The 15,431-nt window shown below is 50.6% G+C and carries 19 protein-coding genes; all 19 read left to right on the top strand.

Annotated elements, in window-relative coordinates; translation table 11 throughout:
• The coding region (locus TCARDRAFT_RS06425; protein WP_007289195.1) for a peptidase U32 family protein at positions 1-1,043 on the top strand (1,043 nt) is incomplete at its 5' end.
• Positions 1,036-1,236 carry a DUF4911 domain-containing protein gene (locus TCARDRAFT_RS06420; protein ID WP_007289194.1) on the top strand — a complete coding sequence of 67 codons (201 nt, stop codon included), beginning with the start codon at positions 1,036-1,038 and terminating at the stop codon, positions 1,234-1,236. The genes TCARDRAFT_RS06425 and TCARDRAFT_RS06420, both read left to right, overlap by 8 nt.
• A gap of 40 nt (positions 1,237-1,276) precedes the next feature.
• On the top strand, positions 1,277-2,962 hold the full coding sequence (locus TCARDRAFT_RS06415) for a peptidoglycan D,D-transpeptidase FtsI family protein (protein ID WP_007289193.1): 1,686 nt from the start codon (positions 1,277-1,279) through the stop codon (positions 2,960-2,962).
• Positions 2,963-3,221: 259 nt separating this feature from the next.
• Positions 3,222-3,734 (top strand): thiol peroxidase, encoded by a 513-nt coding sequence (tpx, locus tag TCARDRAFT_RS06410; RefSeq protein ID WP_007289192.1) that lies wholly within the window; start codon positions 3,222-3,224, stop codon positions 3,732-3,734.
• Positions 3,735-3,972: 238 nt separating this feature from the next.
• Positions 3,973-5,316: a GntP family permease gene (locus tag TCARDRAFT_RS06405; protein ID WP_007289191.1), complete on the top strand. Its 1,344-nt coding sequence runs from the start codon at positions 3,973-3,975 to the stop codon at positions 5,314-5,316.
• 291 nt (positions 5,317-5,607) lie between these two features.
• On the top strand, positions 5,608-6,948 hold the full coding sequence (locus TCARDRAFT_RS06400; RefSeq protein ID WP_007289190.1) for a TldD/PmbA family protein: 1,341 nt from the start codon (positions 5,608-5,610) through the stop codon (positions 6,946-6,948).
• A 70-nt stretch (positions 6,949-7,018) separates the two neighbouring features.
• On the top strand, positions 7,019-7,483 hold the full coding sequence (gene aroQ, locus TCARDRAFT_RS06395; protein WP_007289189.1) for a type II 3-dehydroquinate dehydratase: 465 nt from the start codon (positions 7,019-7,021) through the stop codon (positions 7,481-7,483).
• A complete protein-coding gene (locus tag TCARDRAFT_RS06390) occupies positions 7,480-8,544 on the top strand; it encodes a M24 family metallopeptidase (RefSeq protein WP_007289188.1) in 1,065 nt (354 codons plus the stop codon). The genes aroQ and TCARDRAFT_RS06390 overlap by 4 nt, the downstream gene beginning before the upstream one ends.
• Positions 8,545-8,560: 16 nt before the next feature.
• A complete protein-coding gene (gene efp, locus TCARDRAFT_RS06385) occupies positions 8,561-9,118 on the top strand; it encodes an elongation factor P (protein WP_007289187.1) in 558 nt (185 codons plus the stop codon).
• Positions 9,119-9,207: 89 nt separating this feature from the next.
• Positions 9,208-9,672, top strand: a complete 465-nt coding sequence (locus TCARDRAFT_RS06380; RefSeq protein ID WP_007289186.1) for a CD1247 N-terminal domain-containing protein — start codon at positions 9,208-9,210, stop codon at positions 9,670-9,672.
• A gap of 116 nt (positions 9,673-9,788) precedes the next feature.
• Complete coding sequence (spoIIIAA, locus tag TCARDRAFT_RS06375; protein ID WP_040683139.1) at positions 9,789-10,790, top strand: stage III sporulation protein AA; 1,002 nt, start codon at positions 9,789-9,791, stop codon at positions 10,788-10,790.
• Positions 10,781-11,302, top strand: a complete 522-nt coding sequence (locus TCARDRAFT_RS06370) for a stage III sporulation protein AB (RefSeq protein WP_007289184.1) — start codon at positions 10,781-10,783, stop codon at positions 11,300-11,302. The genes spoIIIAA and TCARDRAFT_RS06370 overlap by 10 nt, the downstream gene beginning before the upstream one ends.
• Before the next feature lie 19 nt (positions 11,303-11,321).
• A complete protein-coding gene (gene spoIIIAC, locus TCARDRAFT_RS06365; RefSeq protein WP_007289183.1) occupies positions 11,322-11,519 on the top strand; it encodes a stage III sporulation protein AC in 198 nt (65 codons plus the stop codon).
• Positions 11,520-11,530: 11 nt separating this feature from the next.
• Positions 11,531-11,917 (top strand): stage III sporulation protein AD, encoded by a 387-nt coding sequence (spoIIIAD, locus tag TCARDRAFT_RS06360; protein ID WP_007289182.1) that lies wholly within the window; start codon positions 11,531-11,533, stop codon positions 11,915-11,917.
• Positions 11,918-11,926: 9 nt separating this feature from the next.
• Positions 11,927-13,084 carry a stage III sporulation protein AE gene (spoIIIAE, locus tag TCARDRAFT_RS06355; RefSeq protein WP_007289181.1) on the top strand — a complete coding sequence of 386 codons (1,158 nt, stop codon included), beginning with the start codon at positions 11,927-11,929 and terminating at the stop codon, positions 13,082-13,084.
• Positions 13,085-13,105: 21 nt separating this feature from the next.
• A complete protein-coding gene (spoIIIAF, locus tag TCARDRAFT_RS06350; RefSeq protein ID WP_007289180.1) occupies positions 13,106-13,702 on the top strand; it encodes a stage III sporulation protein AF in 597 nt (198 codons plus the stop codon).
• A 15-nt stretch (positions 13,703-13,717) separates the two neighbouring features.
• Complete coding sequence (locus TCARDRAFT_RS06345; protein ID WP_007289179.1) at positions 13,718-14,311, top strand: hypothetical protein; 594 nt, start codon at positions 13,718-13,720, stop codon at positions 14,309-14,311.
• Between the two features lie 74 nt (positions 14,312-14,385).
• Positions 14,386-14,856 (top strand): SpoIIIAH-like family protein, encoded by a 471-nt coding sequence (locus TCARDRAFT_RS06340; RefSeq protein WP_007289178.1) that lies wholly within the window; start codon positions 14,386-14,388, stop codon positions 14,854-14,856.
• Positions 14,857-15,023: 167 nt separating this feature from the next.
• Positions 15,024-15,425 (top strand): Asp23/Gls24 family envelope stress response protein, encoded by a 402-nt coding sequence (locus tag TCARDRAFT_RS06335; RefSeq protein WP_040683124.1) that lies wholly within the window; start codon positions 15,024-15,026, stop codon positions 15,423-15,425.
• Positions 15,426-15,431 lie beyond the last annotated feature (6 nt).

Here is a 15,431-nt window from a genome sequence, read left to right as displayed (position 1 = left end):
ATGTAACCATTAATATTTTTCCGCATAATGAAGACTTGCTGGCTTTGCCGGAATATATCCGCTTTTTGCGTGACATTGGCGTAGACGGCATTATCATTTCCGATCTGGGGGTGTACCGCATTGCCCGCCAGGTGGCGCCTGATCTGCCCTTGCATATTAGCACCCAGGCCAACAATACTAACTGGTCGGCCGTCCTCTGCTGGCAGGAACTTGGCGCCCGCCGGGTGGTCCTGTCCAGGGAAATCTCACTGGCAGATATTCGGGTTATTCGCCAAAAGGTGGATATCGAGCTTGAAGCTTTTGTGCACGGGGCCATGTGCATTTCTTACTCGGGGCGCTGTCTGCTCAGCAACTATTTCACCGGCCGCGACGCCAACCGGGGAGAATGCACCCAGGCATGCCGCTGGAAATACTATGTCATGGAGGAAACGCGGCCCGGCCAGTTTTTCCCCGTTTTGGAAGATGAGCGGGGAACGTATATTTTTAATTCCAAAGACTTGTGCCTGTTGCCGCATATCCCTGCGCTTACGGAGACCGGACTGGATAGCTTTAAGATTGAGGGACGAATGAAGAGCGTGCACTATGTGGCGACAGTGGTGAAAGTTTACCGGCAGGCTATCGACAGTTATTTCGCTGACCCCGATCACTATGAGGTTCGGCCCGAATGGTGGGAAGAACTGCAGAAAATCTCCCACCGCCCTTATACGACGGGATTTTATTTTAGTAAAACAACGCATGAGGATCAAATTTATAGCGGCGCCACTTATAAACAGACCCATGATTTCATCGGGCTGGTTAGGAGTTATAATCCTGCAACCGGCATGGCGCTGGTCGAACAACGCAATAATATGAAAGTGGGCGAGGAAATTGAGGTCTTCCAACCTAGTGGGCCTACTTTCCGGCAGCGTATTGCCGCAATGTTTGACAGCGAAGGCAACGCTATCGATGCCGCGCCGCATCCGCAGCAGCTTGTTACCATGCCTATGAGTCAGCCCGTTGCCGAATACGCCATGCTGCGGCGGGAAGTGAAGGCGCATGGCTGAGTCTGTTTACATCCGTGTAGCGCCGCAGTATATTAATTTTGTCAATCAGATTATGGAGGGCTATGAGTATTTGGGTGTGGTCACTACCGTCAACCGGACGGAAGGTCTGCTGGTCGTGCGGGCAACGCCTGACACATGCGCTGATGTCCGGGAAATTCTTAGGAAATTGCCGCTGCCAATCGAGTTTGTATAATTTTACCATGTTTAGCCATACTACACCGTGAGGTGACGGTATGGCTTTTCATGTTTTCCGCATTTACCGCCTGCTTATGGCTGTTTTTTTGCTATTTGGGGCATTGGTGGTGCGGCTGTTTTATCTGCAAATTATCGATGGTCCGCTCCTGACGGCGCAGAGTGTTGGCATGCGCGTTCAGGAAGTGCCAGTGGAAGTGGCCAGGGGCGAAATTCTTGATCGCAATGGTCAGCCACTTACCAACACGGCCCAGCACTTCAGCGTGGTCGTCTTTCCTGAACAAATCGTGAGCGTTAGCCAGACCGCCGCCCAGCTGGCGGTCGTTACCGGCCTGCCGCGCGAGAATATTCTTGAGCAGCTGGCGCAAGCCGGGTATCCATTTAAAATGAAGACCGATCTTGATGCCGTTACCGCTCAAAAAATTAACGGGCTCCATTTACCCGGAGTGTTGTGTGTGGCGGAAAAAAAACGGTATGGTTCCAGTGCGCTGGCCGCTCATATTGTAGGGTATATTAATCAAGCGGACAATAAAGGTGTCAGCGGTATCGAGGGCATGTATGACGAAATCCTGCGCGGCAACCAGCCCGAGTATGTAGCGGCGGTAGTTGACGCCGGCCAGCGGCTCATTCCAGGTCTTGGCTACAAACGTATTCGGCTCAATAACGGCGCGGCGCCCAGTAATGTAGTCCTTACTATTGACAGCCGTATTCAAAAGATTGTGGAAGGAGTAATGGATCGGCATGTGCCTAAAGGCGCGGTGGTGATTCTTAGACCATCGACCGGTGAGATTTTGGCCTGTGCTTCCCGGCCAAACTTTGACGCCAATAACCTGGGCGATTATTTACAGCACGTTACTGCGCCGCTCTTAAACCGCGCTTTGGCCGCCTATCAGCCTGGCTCGGTCTTTAAGCTGGTGGTAGCGGCAGCTGCCCTGGAAAGTGGCGCTGTACGGCCGCAAGATATCTTTTATGACCAGGGTTATATTGACGTTGGGAGCTTACGTTTTAAAGGATGGGATTATGAGCGGGGTCCACGGGGCCGATTAACCTTTACCGACGCAATAGCCTACTCCAGCAATCCGGTATTAATTGAAGTGGCTCTTCGGTTAGGCCCGGCTAAAGTTATTGAATACGCGCATAAGCTGGGGTTTGGTCAGCATACCGGGCTTAATTTTGAAAGCGAGGCCGATGGCAATCTGCCTGCGGCCGATGCACTCTATCCGGGAGATTTGGCCAATCTGGCCATCGGCCAGGGACTTTTAGAAGCCACGCCGCTACAGGTTGCATCCCTGGTGGCTACGATTGTTAATGACGGGGTAAAAGTAGAGCCTTATATAGTCAGTAAATTTACCTCACCGGAAGGCGTCGTAATTAAACAATTTCCCGTTTCGCGGGGCGTTCGTGTTTTGTCCCGCGCTACAGCCGCCGAACTGCGGGCGATGATGCTGGCGGTGACGCGCTATGGGACGGGGCAGGCTGCTTATGTAGACGGCATCGGTTCGGCAGGCAAGACCGGCTCCGCGGAAACAGGCCGGACCGATGGCAAAGGCAAAGGGATTAACCATGCCTGGTTTGCCGGCTACGCACCGCTGGAAAATCCGCAATATGTAGTCGTTGTTTTTGTCGAAGAGGGAATGTCCGGCGGCGATGTGGCGGCGCCTGTTTTCCGGGAGATTGTGGCGGAAATATATGCTAATACGAATGGAAATTCGGTTAATGCGCGTTAACGGATTTTTAAAATGGGACCGGAACTTTTTGACTATGGCTATGGGCCGTTTCGGTGGGGCGTGTCAAGCGGCGACGAAGAATGGAGGAAGGATTGATAATGGTGCAAGATTTTTAGCAATTATAGATAAATTTAAGAAGACAATTTGCTTGTTTTAAATAATAATTATTATTGGCAAATTGAAATCTATATGGTAAAATTGAATTGAAAAATATGGCAGTGAAAACTACATAAGGAAGCTAAAGGAAGGAAGATGGATAATGGAAAAACGGAAAAATGTTATTACTTTTAAAGGTAATCCGCTAACTTTGCTTGGACCGGAAATTAAAGCGGGTATGAACGCGCCGGATTTCACCGTATTGTCGACAGCGCTTGAACCGGTAAAACTAAGCGACTATCAAGGCAAAGTGCGTATTATCAGTGTAGTGCCTTCAGTAGATACTCCGGTATGCGATATGCAGACGCGCCGCTTTAATGAAGAGGCGTCTGAACTTAGTGGGGCAGTTGTCCTTTCTGTCAGCGTCGATTTACCGTTTGCTTTGGCTAAATATTGCGCGGCCCAGGGCATTGACAATGTAAAAACGCTATCCGACCATAAAGACCTGGACTTTGGTTTAAAGTACGGTTTTGTTATTGAAGAATTACGACTTCTTGCGCGCGGTATCATCGTCGTCGACCAAAAAGGCGTCGTGCGGCATGTTGAATATGTAAAGGAAGTTACCGCGCATCCCGACTATGATAAGGCGCTGGCGGTAGCAAAAGAATATTTGTAAAATTAAGCATGTTAAAAGAGAAGGGGCTCCCCCTTCTTTTTTTGTGTGTTTATCTATTGGTAGGTATGATGGGGTGAAATGGGCCAGTTGAACGGCTATTAATTTTCTATAATTAAGTTGTAAAATTCCAAATATTTTATATAATTATTTCAGGAGCTTTGGAAAACACAGAAAGAAAAGGGGTGAGGACGGTAACGGTTCGCTTATAAACAATCTTTGTGTAAAGGAGGGTTTTTGCGTGGTTCAAGGTCCGATGTTACTGGTCATTTTATTTGTAGCCATTGTTTTTATGATTGTCTTGATTTCTCGATACAAAGTGCATGCTTTCTTAGCTTTATTATTGTCTGCGTTTTTTGTGGGTTTTGCTGCGGGGATGAATCCCGTCGAAGTGACCCAGCATGTGGCTAAGGGCTTCGGTGGGACGGTCGAACGCATCGGTATCGTGATTATTGCCGGCACTATTATTGGCGTTATGTTGGAACGGAGCGGCGCCGCACTTACCATGGCCGAAACGATACTCAAACTGGTAGGCGAAAAACGTCCCGCTTTGGCCATGAGTGTTATCGGCTATATAACTTCTATTCCTGTTTTTTGTGACTCAGGCTTTGTCATTCTTTCGGCGCTTAATAAGTCGCTGGCTAAACGGGCCGGAGTCTCCATGGCCGTCATGGCGGTGGCTCTCTCTACCGGCCTTTACGCAACGCATACGCTTGTGCCGCCCACACCTGGGCCTATTGCGGCCGCGAACAACTTAAAAGCCGATTTAGGGATGGTTATTTTTATCGGTTTAATCGTAGCCATTCCTGCCGCTTTGGCAGGCTATTTATGGGCGACATGGTATTCCAAGCGGTTTAATATTGAGCCTGATACAAGTGTCAGTTATGAAGAACTGCTGGCAAAATTCAAGAAACTTCCCAGTCCGCTCGCGTCCTTTGCGCCGCTTGTCGTACCAATCGTGCTTATTGCCTTAAAATCGGTGGCTAATTTCCCGGGTGCGCCTTTCGGCAAAGGGACGCTAAAGGTGACGTTTGACTTTATCGGTGATCCAATGATCGCCCTCCTGATCGGGGTTGGTCTTTGCCTGTTCCTTGTCCCGAAACTAGACGAAGAAGTTTTATCCGGCTGGGTGGGTCAAGGCATCAAAGACTCGGCAGCGATTATCATGATTACCGCTGCCGGCGGCTCTCTCGGCGCCCTTATCGCCGCGACCAAAATCGGCAACTATCTTGGCCAAAGCCTGGCCCAGTTTAATCTTGGCGTTTTTCTGCCATTTATTATTGCGGCGGCGATTAAAACCGCCCAAGGTTCATCTACGGTATCACTAATCACTACATCGACTATCGTCTATCCGCTGCTCGCTACCCTTGGGCTTGGTTCCCCCATGGGAGCGGTTTTGGCTACCATGGCGATCGGTTGCGGTTCGATGGTCGTGTCACATGCTAATGACTCGTATTTCTGGGTAGTATCCCAGTTTTCCAATATCCCCGTTGATACCGCATACAAGGCACAAACCTTGGCAACATTAGTAATGGGTATTACCGGCATGCTGACCGTTTGGGTCATGACGTGGTTTTTGGTATGAGCGGCTCGGATAACAAAGAGGCATATTTAACATATTAAGTAGAAGCCAAGCAGCCTAGTCCCTTTTGGGGCGGGCTGCTTTGGCTATTATTCTGAATTAAAATTTGTGCGATATCATTATTATTATTTCTTTGTTAAATCGGCTAAAAAAGCAGATGAAGATTGAGATATTTAGGCAGGGAAACTAGCAAAAACAGGGAATACCCATAAATGGGCGACCAGTGTGCTGTCGCATTAAGCATGCAACTGGGGCATATAATAAACTTATTGGAATACGGTCGGAGGGATTTTGGTGGATTATTTGGAAATAGCTGTTAAGGCAGTACAATTGGCGCAAAAAATTGGCGCCTATGCGGCCGAAGCCTATGTGCTTGACGCTAGGGCCCTTACGATAGAAGTAGCCGAGCAGAAGGTGGAAACATTAAAGCAGGCCAACGACACCGGCATTGGCATTCGCGTAATTTCGCGAGAACAAGCGGTGGGGTTTGCTCATTGTACCGGCATCGACAGCGGCGATATTGAAGGCGTAGTCCGCCAAGCGCTGGCTAACAGCCGCAAAAGCTTTGCCGATAGATATCATTTTCTTCCCGGTAAGCCACAACAGATACCGGAAATGGATCTTCTTGACCGCCAGTTGGCCCTGGCGTCGGTAGAGGAAAAGATTGAAAAAGCGAAAGAAGTAGAGCGGGCGGCGCAGCGGACCGACAAGCGCGTCCGGCGGACGGAACGTTGCGTCTATGAAGATGCCGATTATGGCGTGGCGCTAGCTAATTCGAACGGTCTGGCGGTGGCTTACCGGAGCGGTTATTGCGGCGTCTATGGCATGGTGCTCGCGGAGCAAGACGGCGATGTCCAGACCGGCATGGCTCTGAGTTATCGGCGGCGGTTTGCCGAACTTGATCCTGCCGCGGTTGGCAGTGAAGCAGCACGGGAAGCCGTCATGCTGCTTGGCGCGAAGACGATTGGTACGACAAAAGCGGCCTTGGTTCTCAGTCCCTATATTGCCACTAACTTTTTCAGCATTTTGATACCGGCGCTGAGTGCCGATGCCGTACAGAAGGGCCGCTCCCTATTTAAAGGCAAGCTGGGACAAAAAGTGGCTTCGCCGGTTCTTTCGCTCGTAGACGATGGCCGCCTGGAAGGAGGTATTGCCTCCAGTCCCGTCGATGGCGAAGGAGTGCTTACCCGCCGTACCGAATTGGTGGTGCGGGGTGAATTAAAAAATTACTTATATAATACCTATACGGCAGCTAAAGATAATGTGGCCAGTACCGGCAACGGCGTGCGTGGTTCGTTCAAAGGTTTGCCGGAAGTAGGGCCTACTAATATTTTTATTCAACCCGGTGATACCGAGCCGAATGCCATAATTGCTGGGGTTAGAAAGGGTTTTTATGTCACTAATGTCATGGGCATGCATACAGCCAACCCCATTTCCGGCGATTTCTCGATCGGCGCCGCCGGCGTGTGGATTGAGAACGGGGAGTTTACCCATGCCGTCCGCGGGGTAGCCATCGCTGGCAATATTCTGGAATTGCTGAATAATGTCGATGCCGTGGGGAGTGATCTGCGGTTTTTCGGTTCCCAGGGTGCGCCTACTCTTAGGATTAGTGGTATTACGATTAGCGGCAGTTAAGAAAATCTAGGCAAAAAGGCAATTTTATGGTAAAATCAAAAAGTTAGTGAGCTACGGGGGAGAATGCTTTATGGGGGAAAAGGCCCGGCGAGTTTTGGTGCTGCACGGTCCAAATCTTAATTGGCTGGGAAGACGAGAACCGCATATTTATGGCGTTACAACCCTAGGGGAAATTAACGCGCTAATTAGTGATAAAGCCAAGGCGCTCGGCCTGGAAGTGGATTGTTTCCAGTCCAATCACGAGGGTGCGCTGATTGACGCGGTGCAGCAAGCTGATGGCCGGTACGAGTGTCTTATCATCAACCCAGCCGCTTTTACTCATTACAGCATTGCTTTACGTGATGCCCTGGCGGCTGTATCGTTGCCGGTTATCGAGGTTCATTTGTCCAACATTTATGGCCGGGAAGAATTTCGGCGGCACTCGGTGATTGCGCCGGTAGTTGTTGGCCAGATTAGCGGTTTTGGGGTAGCGAGCTATTTATTAGCTCTGGAAGCGGCTGCTATCTTGCTCCGTAAAGGAGACGGCAAAAAATGAAGAAACGCTTGAAACGTTTGCACAATTTGCTCAGGCAAGAGAATGTTGATGGCGTAATTGTTACAAAACCGGAAAACCGCCGCTATTTTAGCGGTTTTACTGGCACGGCAGGCATGTTGCTCATTACGGCTGAGGCGCAGTGGCTCATCACCGACTTTCGTTATGTAGAGCAGGCCGTTCAGCAGGCGCAAGATTTTGAAGTGATTCGGCACGGCGTTAGCATTTACGAAACGCTGGCTGATCTTTTAAGACCGTTAGATTTGGCCCGCATAGGCTTTGAGGCCGACTATGTTACTTGGGATGTCTATCAGGCGCTAAACGGCTCTATTGGCACCGAACTTGCCCCATTACGGCTTGATGGATTGCGGATGGTTAAGGACACCGATGAACTACTTCTCCTTAAAAAGGCCGTGGCCATTGCCGACCATGCTTTCGAACATATTCTTTCTTTCCTAAAACCAGGGGTAAGCGAGCGCGAAATAGCGCTGGAGCTTGAATTTGCCATGCGCCGGCAAGGCGCGGAAAAGGCGGCTTTTGATATTATTGTCGCCTCAGGCGCCCGTTCGGCTTTGCCCCACGGCGTAGCCAGCGAAAAATTAATTGAAGCCGGTGATTTGGTTACCTTGGACTTTGGCGCCGTATACCAGGGGTATCATTCCGATATTACCCGCACGGTGGTTGTTGGACGGGCAAGCGCCAAGCAACGTCAAATCTACGACATTGTTCTGGCTGCGCAGCAGACGGGCATTAGCGTACTCAGGCCCGGTCTTGCTGGCAGAGAAGTGGATAAGGCCGCGCGCGCGGTAATTGCTGACGCCGGGTACGGCGAATTTTTCGGTCACGGGCTGGGTCACGGCGCCGGACTGGCAATTCATGAAGAACCGCGTTTATCACCTAATGGTTCCATCATCCTGGAAGAGAACATGATCGTGACGGTTGAGCCCGGAATTTATTTGCCCGATTGGGGCGGGGTACGCATTGAGGATATGGTTGTCCTTACTGCTTCCGGCTGTGAAGTGCTGACTGGGAGTAGTAAGCAAATCATAGAACTAGACTGGTAATTGGGAGGTTTTGGGCATGATATCTACCAACGATTTTCGCACAGGGATTACTGTTGAAATTGACGGCGATGTTTGGCAAGTCGTCGATTTCCAGCATGTGAAACCCGGTAAGGGCGCTGCTTTTGTCCGCAGTAAATTGAAAAATGTCCGTACCGGGGCCGTGGTCGAACGGACATTCAACGCCGGCGAGAAATTACCCAGGGCGCATGTGGATCGCCGGGAAATGCAGTACCTTTATGAAAGCGATGGCATGTATAACTTTATGGATAACGAAACATACGAGCAAGTCGCCCTTACCGAGGAACAGCTTGGTGACGCCAAGAAATTTTTGAAAGAGAACATGAACATCGGCGTTATGTTCTTCCAAGGGGTCGTTATCGGCGTTGACCTGCCTAATTCGGTAGAACTCAGGGTAGTGGAGACCGATCCCGGTATCCGGGGTGATACGGCAACTGGCGGCACTAAACCGGCCAAACTGGAAACAGGATATGTTGTCCGTGTGCCGCTTTTCATCAATGAAGGCGATGTGTTGCGCATCGATACCCGTACCGGCGAGTATATTGAACGAGCATAGCACATGAAAATTACCCCCTCTGTTATGTTTTCAGGCTTTGACGGGAATAATACCGGTATGAGCTGGAACATAGCAAAGGGGGTTTTTTTATGGCCAATTTGAAAGAAAAGGTGGCGTATTTGCAAGGGCTAACGAAAGGATTAAACGTAGATACGCAGTCGCCGGAGGGTAAACTCCTGGTCAACATTGTTGATGTGTTGGATTCGTTCGCTGAAGAGTGGGCGTGCATGTCAGTGGCGCAGCAGGAACTTGAAAACTATGTGGAAACCATTGATGACGACCTCACAGATTTGGAAGATGAAGTCTATGACGTTAAAATGGTTGATGACGCTGAAATAGCTGATGAAGATGAAGACGAAGACATGGTGGAAGTAGAGTGCCCTATTTGTCATGAAGATGTCACCTTTGAGGCGGACCTTCTCGATGAGGACGATCCAGTGGAAGTAACTTGTCCGCATTGCGGCGGCATCGTTTATGACAATACGTTGGATTTTGCGGATGACGAGATGGAAGACATGCGGTCCGGCCGCCATCTTCTTCACCCCGGTGTATAAGGATAAGAACGAAATATTAAAGTCCCGGAACATTCCGGGATTTTTATTTTATCGCAAGGCTGTCATAAATGGCTATTGTTAACCATATTTATGTAGGGAAAGGGGACGGGACAAATATGGACACTATTCAAGCTTTGGAAAAGACGGTATTTCCCGTCCTGCCGCACACGATTGCGGCGCTCCTCCGGGGTGTGCCTCCGGCTTTGCTCGCACAGGCCACCGAAATACGGCTTAGGGTTAATCAGCCCCTCCTTTTGGGCTTGGGAGCGACCGACGTGATGCTTACTCCGGCAGGTCAGCCGACAGGCAGGCGGGAGCAGGCCTACTGCTGCTGTTATGACGATTTAATTAAAACATTGCAATTAATAAGCAAGAATTCCCTTTACGCTTTCGAACAAGAACTAAAACTTGGCTTCATTACGATCGCCGGCGGCCATCGCGTTGGCTTGGCCGGACAGGTCATTGTCCATGATGGTACGGTAAAAGCGCTGAAAAATGCCACCTCCATGAATATTCGTCTGGCACGGGAGGTAAAAGGCTGCGCCGATCCGCTCATGCCTTACCTGATCGGTCCGGATGGGCGTTTGTATAGTACGCTGCTTATTTCACCGCCGCGCTGTGGTAAAACAACCCTGCTTCGTGATATTATCCGCCAGCTCAGCAGTGGCGTGCGGCAGCTAAATTTTTCCGGCGTTCAGGTCGGGCTGGTCGATGAGCGATCAGAAATCGCCGCTTGCGTTAGCGGCGTTCCGACCATGGATTTAGGACCGCGGGTCGATGTTCTCGACGGCTGTCCCAAAGCCAGCGGCCTTTTAATGCTGCTTCGTTCCATGGCGCCGCAGGTGCTGGTAACAGATGAACTGGGAAGGGGGGAGGACGCTGCGGCAATTCAGGAAGCCCTCCATGCGGGCGTGGTTGTTGTTGCTACCGTACATGGGCGTGACATAGCCGGTATCGCCCAACGTCCATATGTGGGCGAACTGATAAAAAACGGTTGGTTCGACCGGTATGTCATTTTAAGTGATACGCCGACTGTCGGCACTATTGAGCAGGTTATTGCGGCTGCCGACGGCCGAACGTTGTACCGGCGGCCAAAAGAGGTGAGAGTATGTGGTTGAAACTCACGGGCAGCTTGCTGGTGGTAACAGCAGGTACCGCCATTGGTTTTTTAATGGCTTGGCGCTATGGTGAGCGCCCGCGGCAAATTGCCCAGATTATTAGCTGTATTGTTTCTCTAAAGTCATATATAAACTATGCAGCCATACCACTGCCGGAAGCTCTGGCACGCTGCAGCGTTGGCATCAACGGCCCCGTTGCCGAACTGTTTGGACGGATGGCGCAAATGCTGCAAAAGGAGAGTTGGCTTTCGCCGCAGGAGGCTCTTCGCCGGGCGCTGGGTCAGGCGGACAGCCGGCTTGTTTTGGGCCGGCCTGAACTAGAAGCTTTGCTGCTCCTGGGCGCCAATCTTGGCGCGATGAACCGCGAGGAACAACAGAAGCAGCTTGACTTGGTACAGCACGAACTGGAGAAAGCGGAACGTGAAGCTATCGCCCAGCGCGATCCAAATATGAAAATGTATCGCTATCTTGGCGTATGCGGCAGTCTGGCAATTGTAATATTGCTGGTGTAGAGGGAAAGGGGCGTAGAGTATGGGATTAGACTTATTATTCAAAATTGCAGGCGTTGGCATACTGGTTTCGGTGTTCCACACGGCGCTCAAACAGGCAGGCAAGGAAGACATGGCGCAAATCTGCACATTGGCGGGCTTCGCTCTCGTCCTGCTATGGGTCGTACAATTATTAGGCCGGCTGTTTACTACCGTCCAGGACGTTTTTAAGTTATTCTAAGGGGTGCCGCCATGGAAATTGTGCAGATTGTCGGGCTGGGCTTTGTCGTTACGCTGCTTATCTTAATAATCCGGCGGCAGCGTCCCGAATTTGCTTTACAGCTTAGTCTGACGCTGGCAACGGTCATTTTTTTGCTGGTGCTTGGTAAAATCAACGTTGTGTTAAATTTGTTCCGTGATTTGGCGGAAAAAGCCAATATTAGCCAGACCTACCTAAATACCATTCTCAAGATTATCGGCATTGCCTATATCACCGAGTTTGGGGCCCAAGTCTGCCGCGACGCCGGCGAAGGTGCGGTGGCCGGCAAGATTGAGTTTGCCGGCAAAATTCTGGTCATGGTAATGGCTATTCCGATTATCGCATTGGTCCTCGACACGATCGTGAGACTGATACCATAAGGTGGAAGCATGAAAATAGTTTTATGTGTCATCATGCTGCTAATTATTAGTGGAGCCGGCTGGGCCGCGCCCCTTGATCAGGACGGCGTAAGCGATCAGCTTCTTGATAAGTTGTCATTGGACAATGTCAATAATTTTATTCGTAAAGTCAACCACGAATTACAGGAGGATATTCCCCTGCTTACCGCGGCAACTATCAAGGAGACAGCCGCCAAGGGGCTGAATTTTGATTGGTCCCAGTTATGGCAAAAGCTGATTAGTCGGCTATTTCGCGAATGCGCGGCGAATATTCACCTCCTCGGCAAACTGTTATTTCTGGCCGTCCTTTGTGCGTTGTTGCAAAACCTACAAAATTCTTTTGAGCAGTCGACGATTTCCCTGCTGGCTTACGGCGTGTGCTTTATTTTTCTTGCCGTTATTGCCCTTAATGCTTTATACAATGCCCTGACCATGGCCCGGGAAACCGTCGATTACATGGTAGGTATGATGGAGGCGCTCTTGCCGCTTTTGCTTTCGTTGTTAGCCGGCGTTGGCGCGCTGACATCGGCTGCCTTGTTTACGCCGCTGATGCTTTTCGTGGTGAGCTCGGTCGGCTTGGTCGTCAAAGATGTGGTGCTGCCGCTGTTAATACTGACGGCCGTCCTGGAATGTGTCAATTTTTTGTCTGACAAATACCGTTTGAGTAATCTGGCCGGTTTTTTTAAGCAAGGCGGCATGGTAGTCCTCGGTCTGACACTGGTCATTTTTATCGGCATCATTACCATTCAGGGCGTCGCCGGCAGCGTGGCCGATGGGATTACGCTGCGGACTGCAAAATATGCTACGTCTACCTTTATACCTGTAGTCGGTAAAATGTTTGCCGATACAGTTGAACTAGTGATGGGCGCATCACTGCTCATTAAAAACGCCATCGGTATTTTCGGCGTAATGGCCATTATCACTGTTTGCGCTTTCCCTCTCATTAAACTGATGTCGCTAATACTGGTCATTAAAATCGCCGGCGCTCTTGTTCAACCCCTTGGCGACGAAAAGATGGCGAAATGTCTTGACGGCATGGGCAACAACTTGCTGCTGGTTTTCGGTGCTGTTCTAACGGTCGCCTTAATGCTCTTTTTGGCTATAACCATGATCGTCGGCGCAGGCAGCCTGGCAGTAATGCTGCGCTGATACCACGAGTGGGGTATTATTATGATCGCCATTTTGTCTGCCTACATAAAACAGATTATCTTAGTGGTCCTGTTTGCCACCTTTCTTGAGCTGCTCCTGCCGAATAACAGCATGCAACGTTTTGTCCGGGTCATCTTGGGGCTGTTCATCATGCTGGCCGTCTTAAATCCCGTGCTTGAAATCATAAACACTCAGTGGGGTGACCGCGCCGCCGCCGTGAGCGCCGGCGCCGGCCAGGCAGCGGACATTTTGCGGAAAAGCCGGGATTTAGCCGACGAGCAGAGTCGTCTGGCCCAAGAGGTGTACCGCCATGACGTTGCCAAACAAGTCCGGGCCTTGGCGATGGCTGTCGACGGGGTGGCTGACGCGCGGGCGACAGTGGAATTGGTTGAAACCGCTGATAAACGACTCACGGGAGCCATCAAACGGGTTACTGTCTATATTACGCCAGGCAGGACAGCTGACGGGCGTAATATAGAGCCTATTACGGTGAAGCCTCACGAGGCTGCAGACAGCAAAGAGGAAATAGAACCGCAGATTAAGGCCAAAATTATTCGGATTGTTACAGAGTTGTACCAATTGCGACCAGCTCAGATTGAAGTAAAGCGGATGAACTAAAAGGAGGTCGGAAAAATGAACGGCTTTATTTCAACGGCAAAAAAAATGTTTTCTTTTAATATTGCCGGCGAAGGAGGGAGCAGACTGCGGCTGATTTTCATCGGACTTTGCGGCGTATTGCTCATAATTGCCGGCGGCATGCTGGAGACGCCTGGCGCTAAGCTGAAGGTCGAAAGCGTGCCGCAGCCAGCCAAGGCGTTGGTCGTCAGCCGTAGTTACGAAGAAGCATTGGAAGCCAAAATGGCCAATCTGCTTTCGCAAGTCAAGGGCGCTGGGGCTGTGTCCGTCAGTATCACGTTGGAAAACGGCGGGGTCCAGGAGCATGCTAAGAATATCGTCAAGGAAACAAAAGTTATCCAGGAAAAAGACACGGCCGGCGGTACGCGCGTGACAACGGAGACGCGGGAGAATGAACAAATCCTCCTGAGTAAGGAAGGTGGCGCCGACCGACCGGTAATGGTACGGGAAACCAAGCCGGTAATCAAGGGAGTTCTGGTTATTGCCGACGGGGCATATGATTCCAGCGTCAAAGCCAATCTGACGAAAGCCGTTGAGGCCGGGCTGGGTGTGCCAGCTTATAAAATTACCGTATTACCGCAAAGAAAGTGAGGGCAGAATTATGATGGTAGTGGCCTTAGAAAAAACTGAAAAAAGTTGTGCTGCTGTTGGCAGGAGTAATAGCCGTGGCGTTACTCACAACAGGGCTGCTGACCTATCGGGGGCATGTTTGGCAGAGTAAGGCTGACCGGTCTAACGCCATGCAAGTCGCCAAAACAATGACGCCGGAACCGGCGGTGCCGGTGACGGCCCCAGACTTTTTCACCGAATACCGGCTTGAGCGTGATAAAATCCGCAGTGAACGCTTTGACTTGCTGCGTGAAATAATTCGCAGCGCAAGCGGCGAAGAAACTAGACAAAAAGCCCAGGAAGCCGTGCTGAAAATGACCTTGGAAAAACAACGCGAGGCCGAAATTGAAAGTCTGATAAAGGCACGGGGCTATGCCGATGTTCTTGTTTTCATCCGTGATAATTCTGTCAGTGCGGTTGTTAAGACGCCTTCGCTGACGCGCGAGGACGTCATGCAGGTTGCCGAAGTCATCAGCCGCGTCTCCGGGGTAAAACCGGAGGATATTACGATCAGCGCGAAACCATAGCATAGCATTGCCACAGAGTGGACCGTAATTGCCACTCTGTTTGTCATTTTAGTCGTCTTGACTAGAGAGGTCTTTGTAAATCCGGGAAAAATTTGGTATACTAATAAAGCCATAATCGTTAAATAAAGTCATAGGATAATATACCAACCGGAATGGGGGGGGTTTTGTTGGATAAGCGCGAGCATATGGAGAGAACCGAGCGCAATGACGTAGGCTCGATACGTATTGCCGACGAAGTCGTGGGCATTATTGCCGGCCTGGCCGCCACCGAGGTGCCCGGTGTCGCGGGCATGAGCGGAGGCCTGGTAGGCGGCATTGCCGAAATGCTCGGCAAGAAGAACCTATCAAAAGGTGTTAAGGTGGAAGTGGGTGAACGCGAAGCGGCAGTGGACTTGTATATCATTGTTGAGTACGGCGTGCGCATACCTGACGTCGCCTTGCGGGTGCAGGAAAATGTAAAGCGGGCGATTGAGTCCATGACTGGCCTAGATGTTGTTGAAGTAAACATCCATGTTCAAGGCGTCGGTTTTGCCCAGGAAGGTAAGGATGAGGAAGTTCGCGTGCGCTAGAAAGGA

The sequence above is a fragment of the Thermosinus carboxydivorans Nor1 genome (assembly GCF_000169155.1).
Classification (GTDB): domain Bacteria; phylum Bacillota; class Negativicutes; order Sporomusales; family Thermosinaceae; genus Thermosinus; species Thermosinus carboxydivorans.
Note: the sequence above shows the minus strand (reverse complement) of the source record. Positions and strands in the feature narration are given on the sequence as shown.

What these genes read in the sequence shown, in the direction of transcription:
- TCARDRAFT_RS06420 (WP_007289194.1), top strand. Translation starts at nt 1,036, where the DNA reads ATGGCTGAGTCTGTTTACATCCGTGTAGCGCCGCAGTATATTAATTTT.
- TCARDRAFT_RS06415 (WP_007289193.1), top strand. Translation starts at nt 1,277, where the DNA reads ATGGCTTTTCATGTTTTCCGCATTTACCGCCTGCTTATGGCTGTTTTT.
- tpx (WP_007289192.1), top strand. Translation starts at nt 3,222, where the DNA reads ATGGAAAAACGGAAAAATGTTATTACTTTTAAAGGTAATCCGCTAACT.
- aroQ (WP_007289189.1), top strand. Translation starts at nt 7,019, where the DNA reads ATGGGGGAAAAGGCCCGGCGAGTTTTGGTGCTGCACGGTCCAAATCTT.
- TCARDRAFT_RS06390 (WP_007289188.1), top strand. Translation starts at nt 7,480, where the DNA reads ATGAAGAAACGCTTGAAACGTTTGCACAATTTGCTCAGGCAAGAGAAT.
- efp (WP_007289187.1), top strand. Translation starts at nt 8,561, where the DNA reads ATGATATCTACCAACGATTTTCGCACAGGGATTACTGTTGAAATTGAC.
- TCARDRAFT_RS06380 (WP_007289186.1), top strand. Translation starts at nt 9,208, where the DNA reads ATGGCCAATTTGAAAGAAAAGGTGGCGTATTTGCAAGGGCTAACGAAA.
- spoIIIAA (WP_040683139.1), top strand. Translation starts at nt 9,789, where the DNA reads ATGGACACTATTCAAGCTTTGGAAAAGACGGTATTTCCCGTCCTGCCG.
- TCARDRAFT_RS06370 (WP_007289184.1), top strand. Translation starts at nt 10,781, where the DNA reads ATGTGGTTGAAACTCACGGGCAGCTTGCTGGTGGTAACAGCAGGTACC.
- spoIIIAC (WP_007289183.1), top strand. Translation starts at nt 11,322, where the DNA reads ATGGGATTAGACTTATTATTCAAAATTGCAGGCGTTGGCATACTGGTT.
- spoIIIAD (WP_007289182.1), top strand. Translation starts at nt 11,531, where the DNA reads ATGGAAATTGTGCAGATTGTCGGGCTGGGCTTTGTCGTTACGCTGCTT.
- spoIIIAE (WP_007289181.1), top strand. Translation starts at nt 11,927, where the DNA reads ATGAAAATAGTTTTATGTGTCATCATGCTGCTAATTATTAGTGGAGCC.
- spoIIIAF (WP_007289180.1), top strand. Translation starts at nt 13,106, where the DNA reads ATGATCGCCATTTTGTCTGCCTACATAAAACAGATTATCTTAGTGGTC.
- TCARDRAFT_RS06345 (WP_007289179.1), top strand. Translation starts at nt 13,718, where the DNA reads ATGAACGGCTTTATTTCAACGGCAAAAAAAATGTTTTCTTTTAATATT.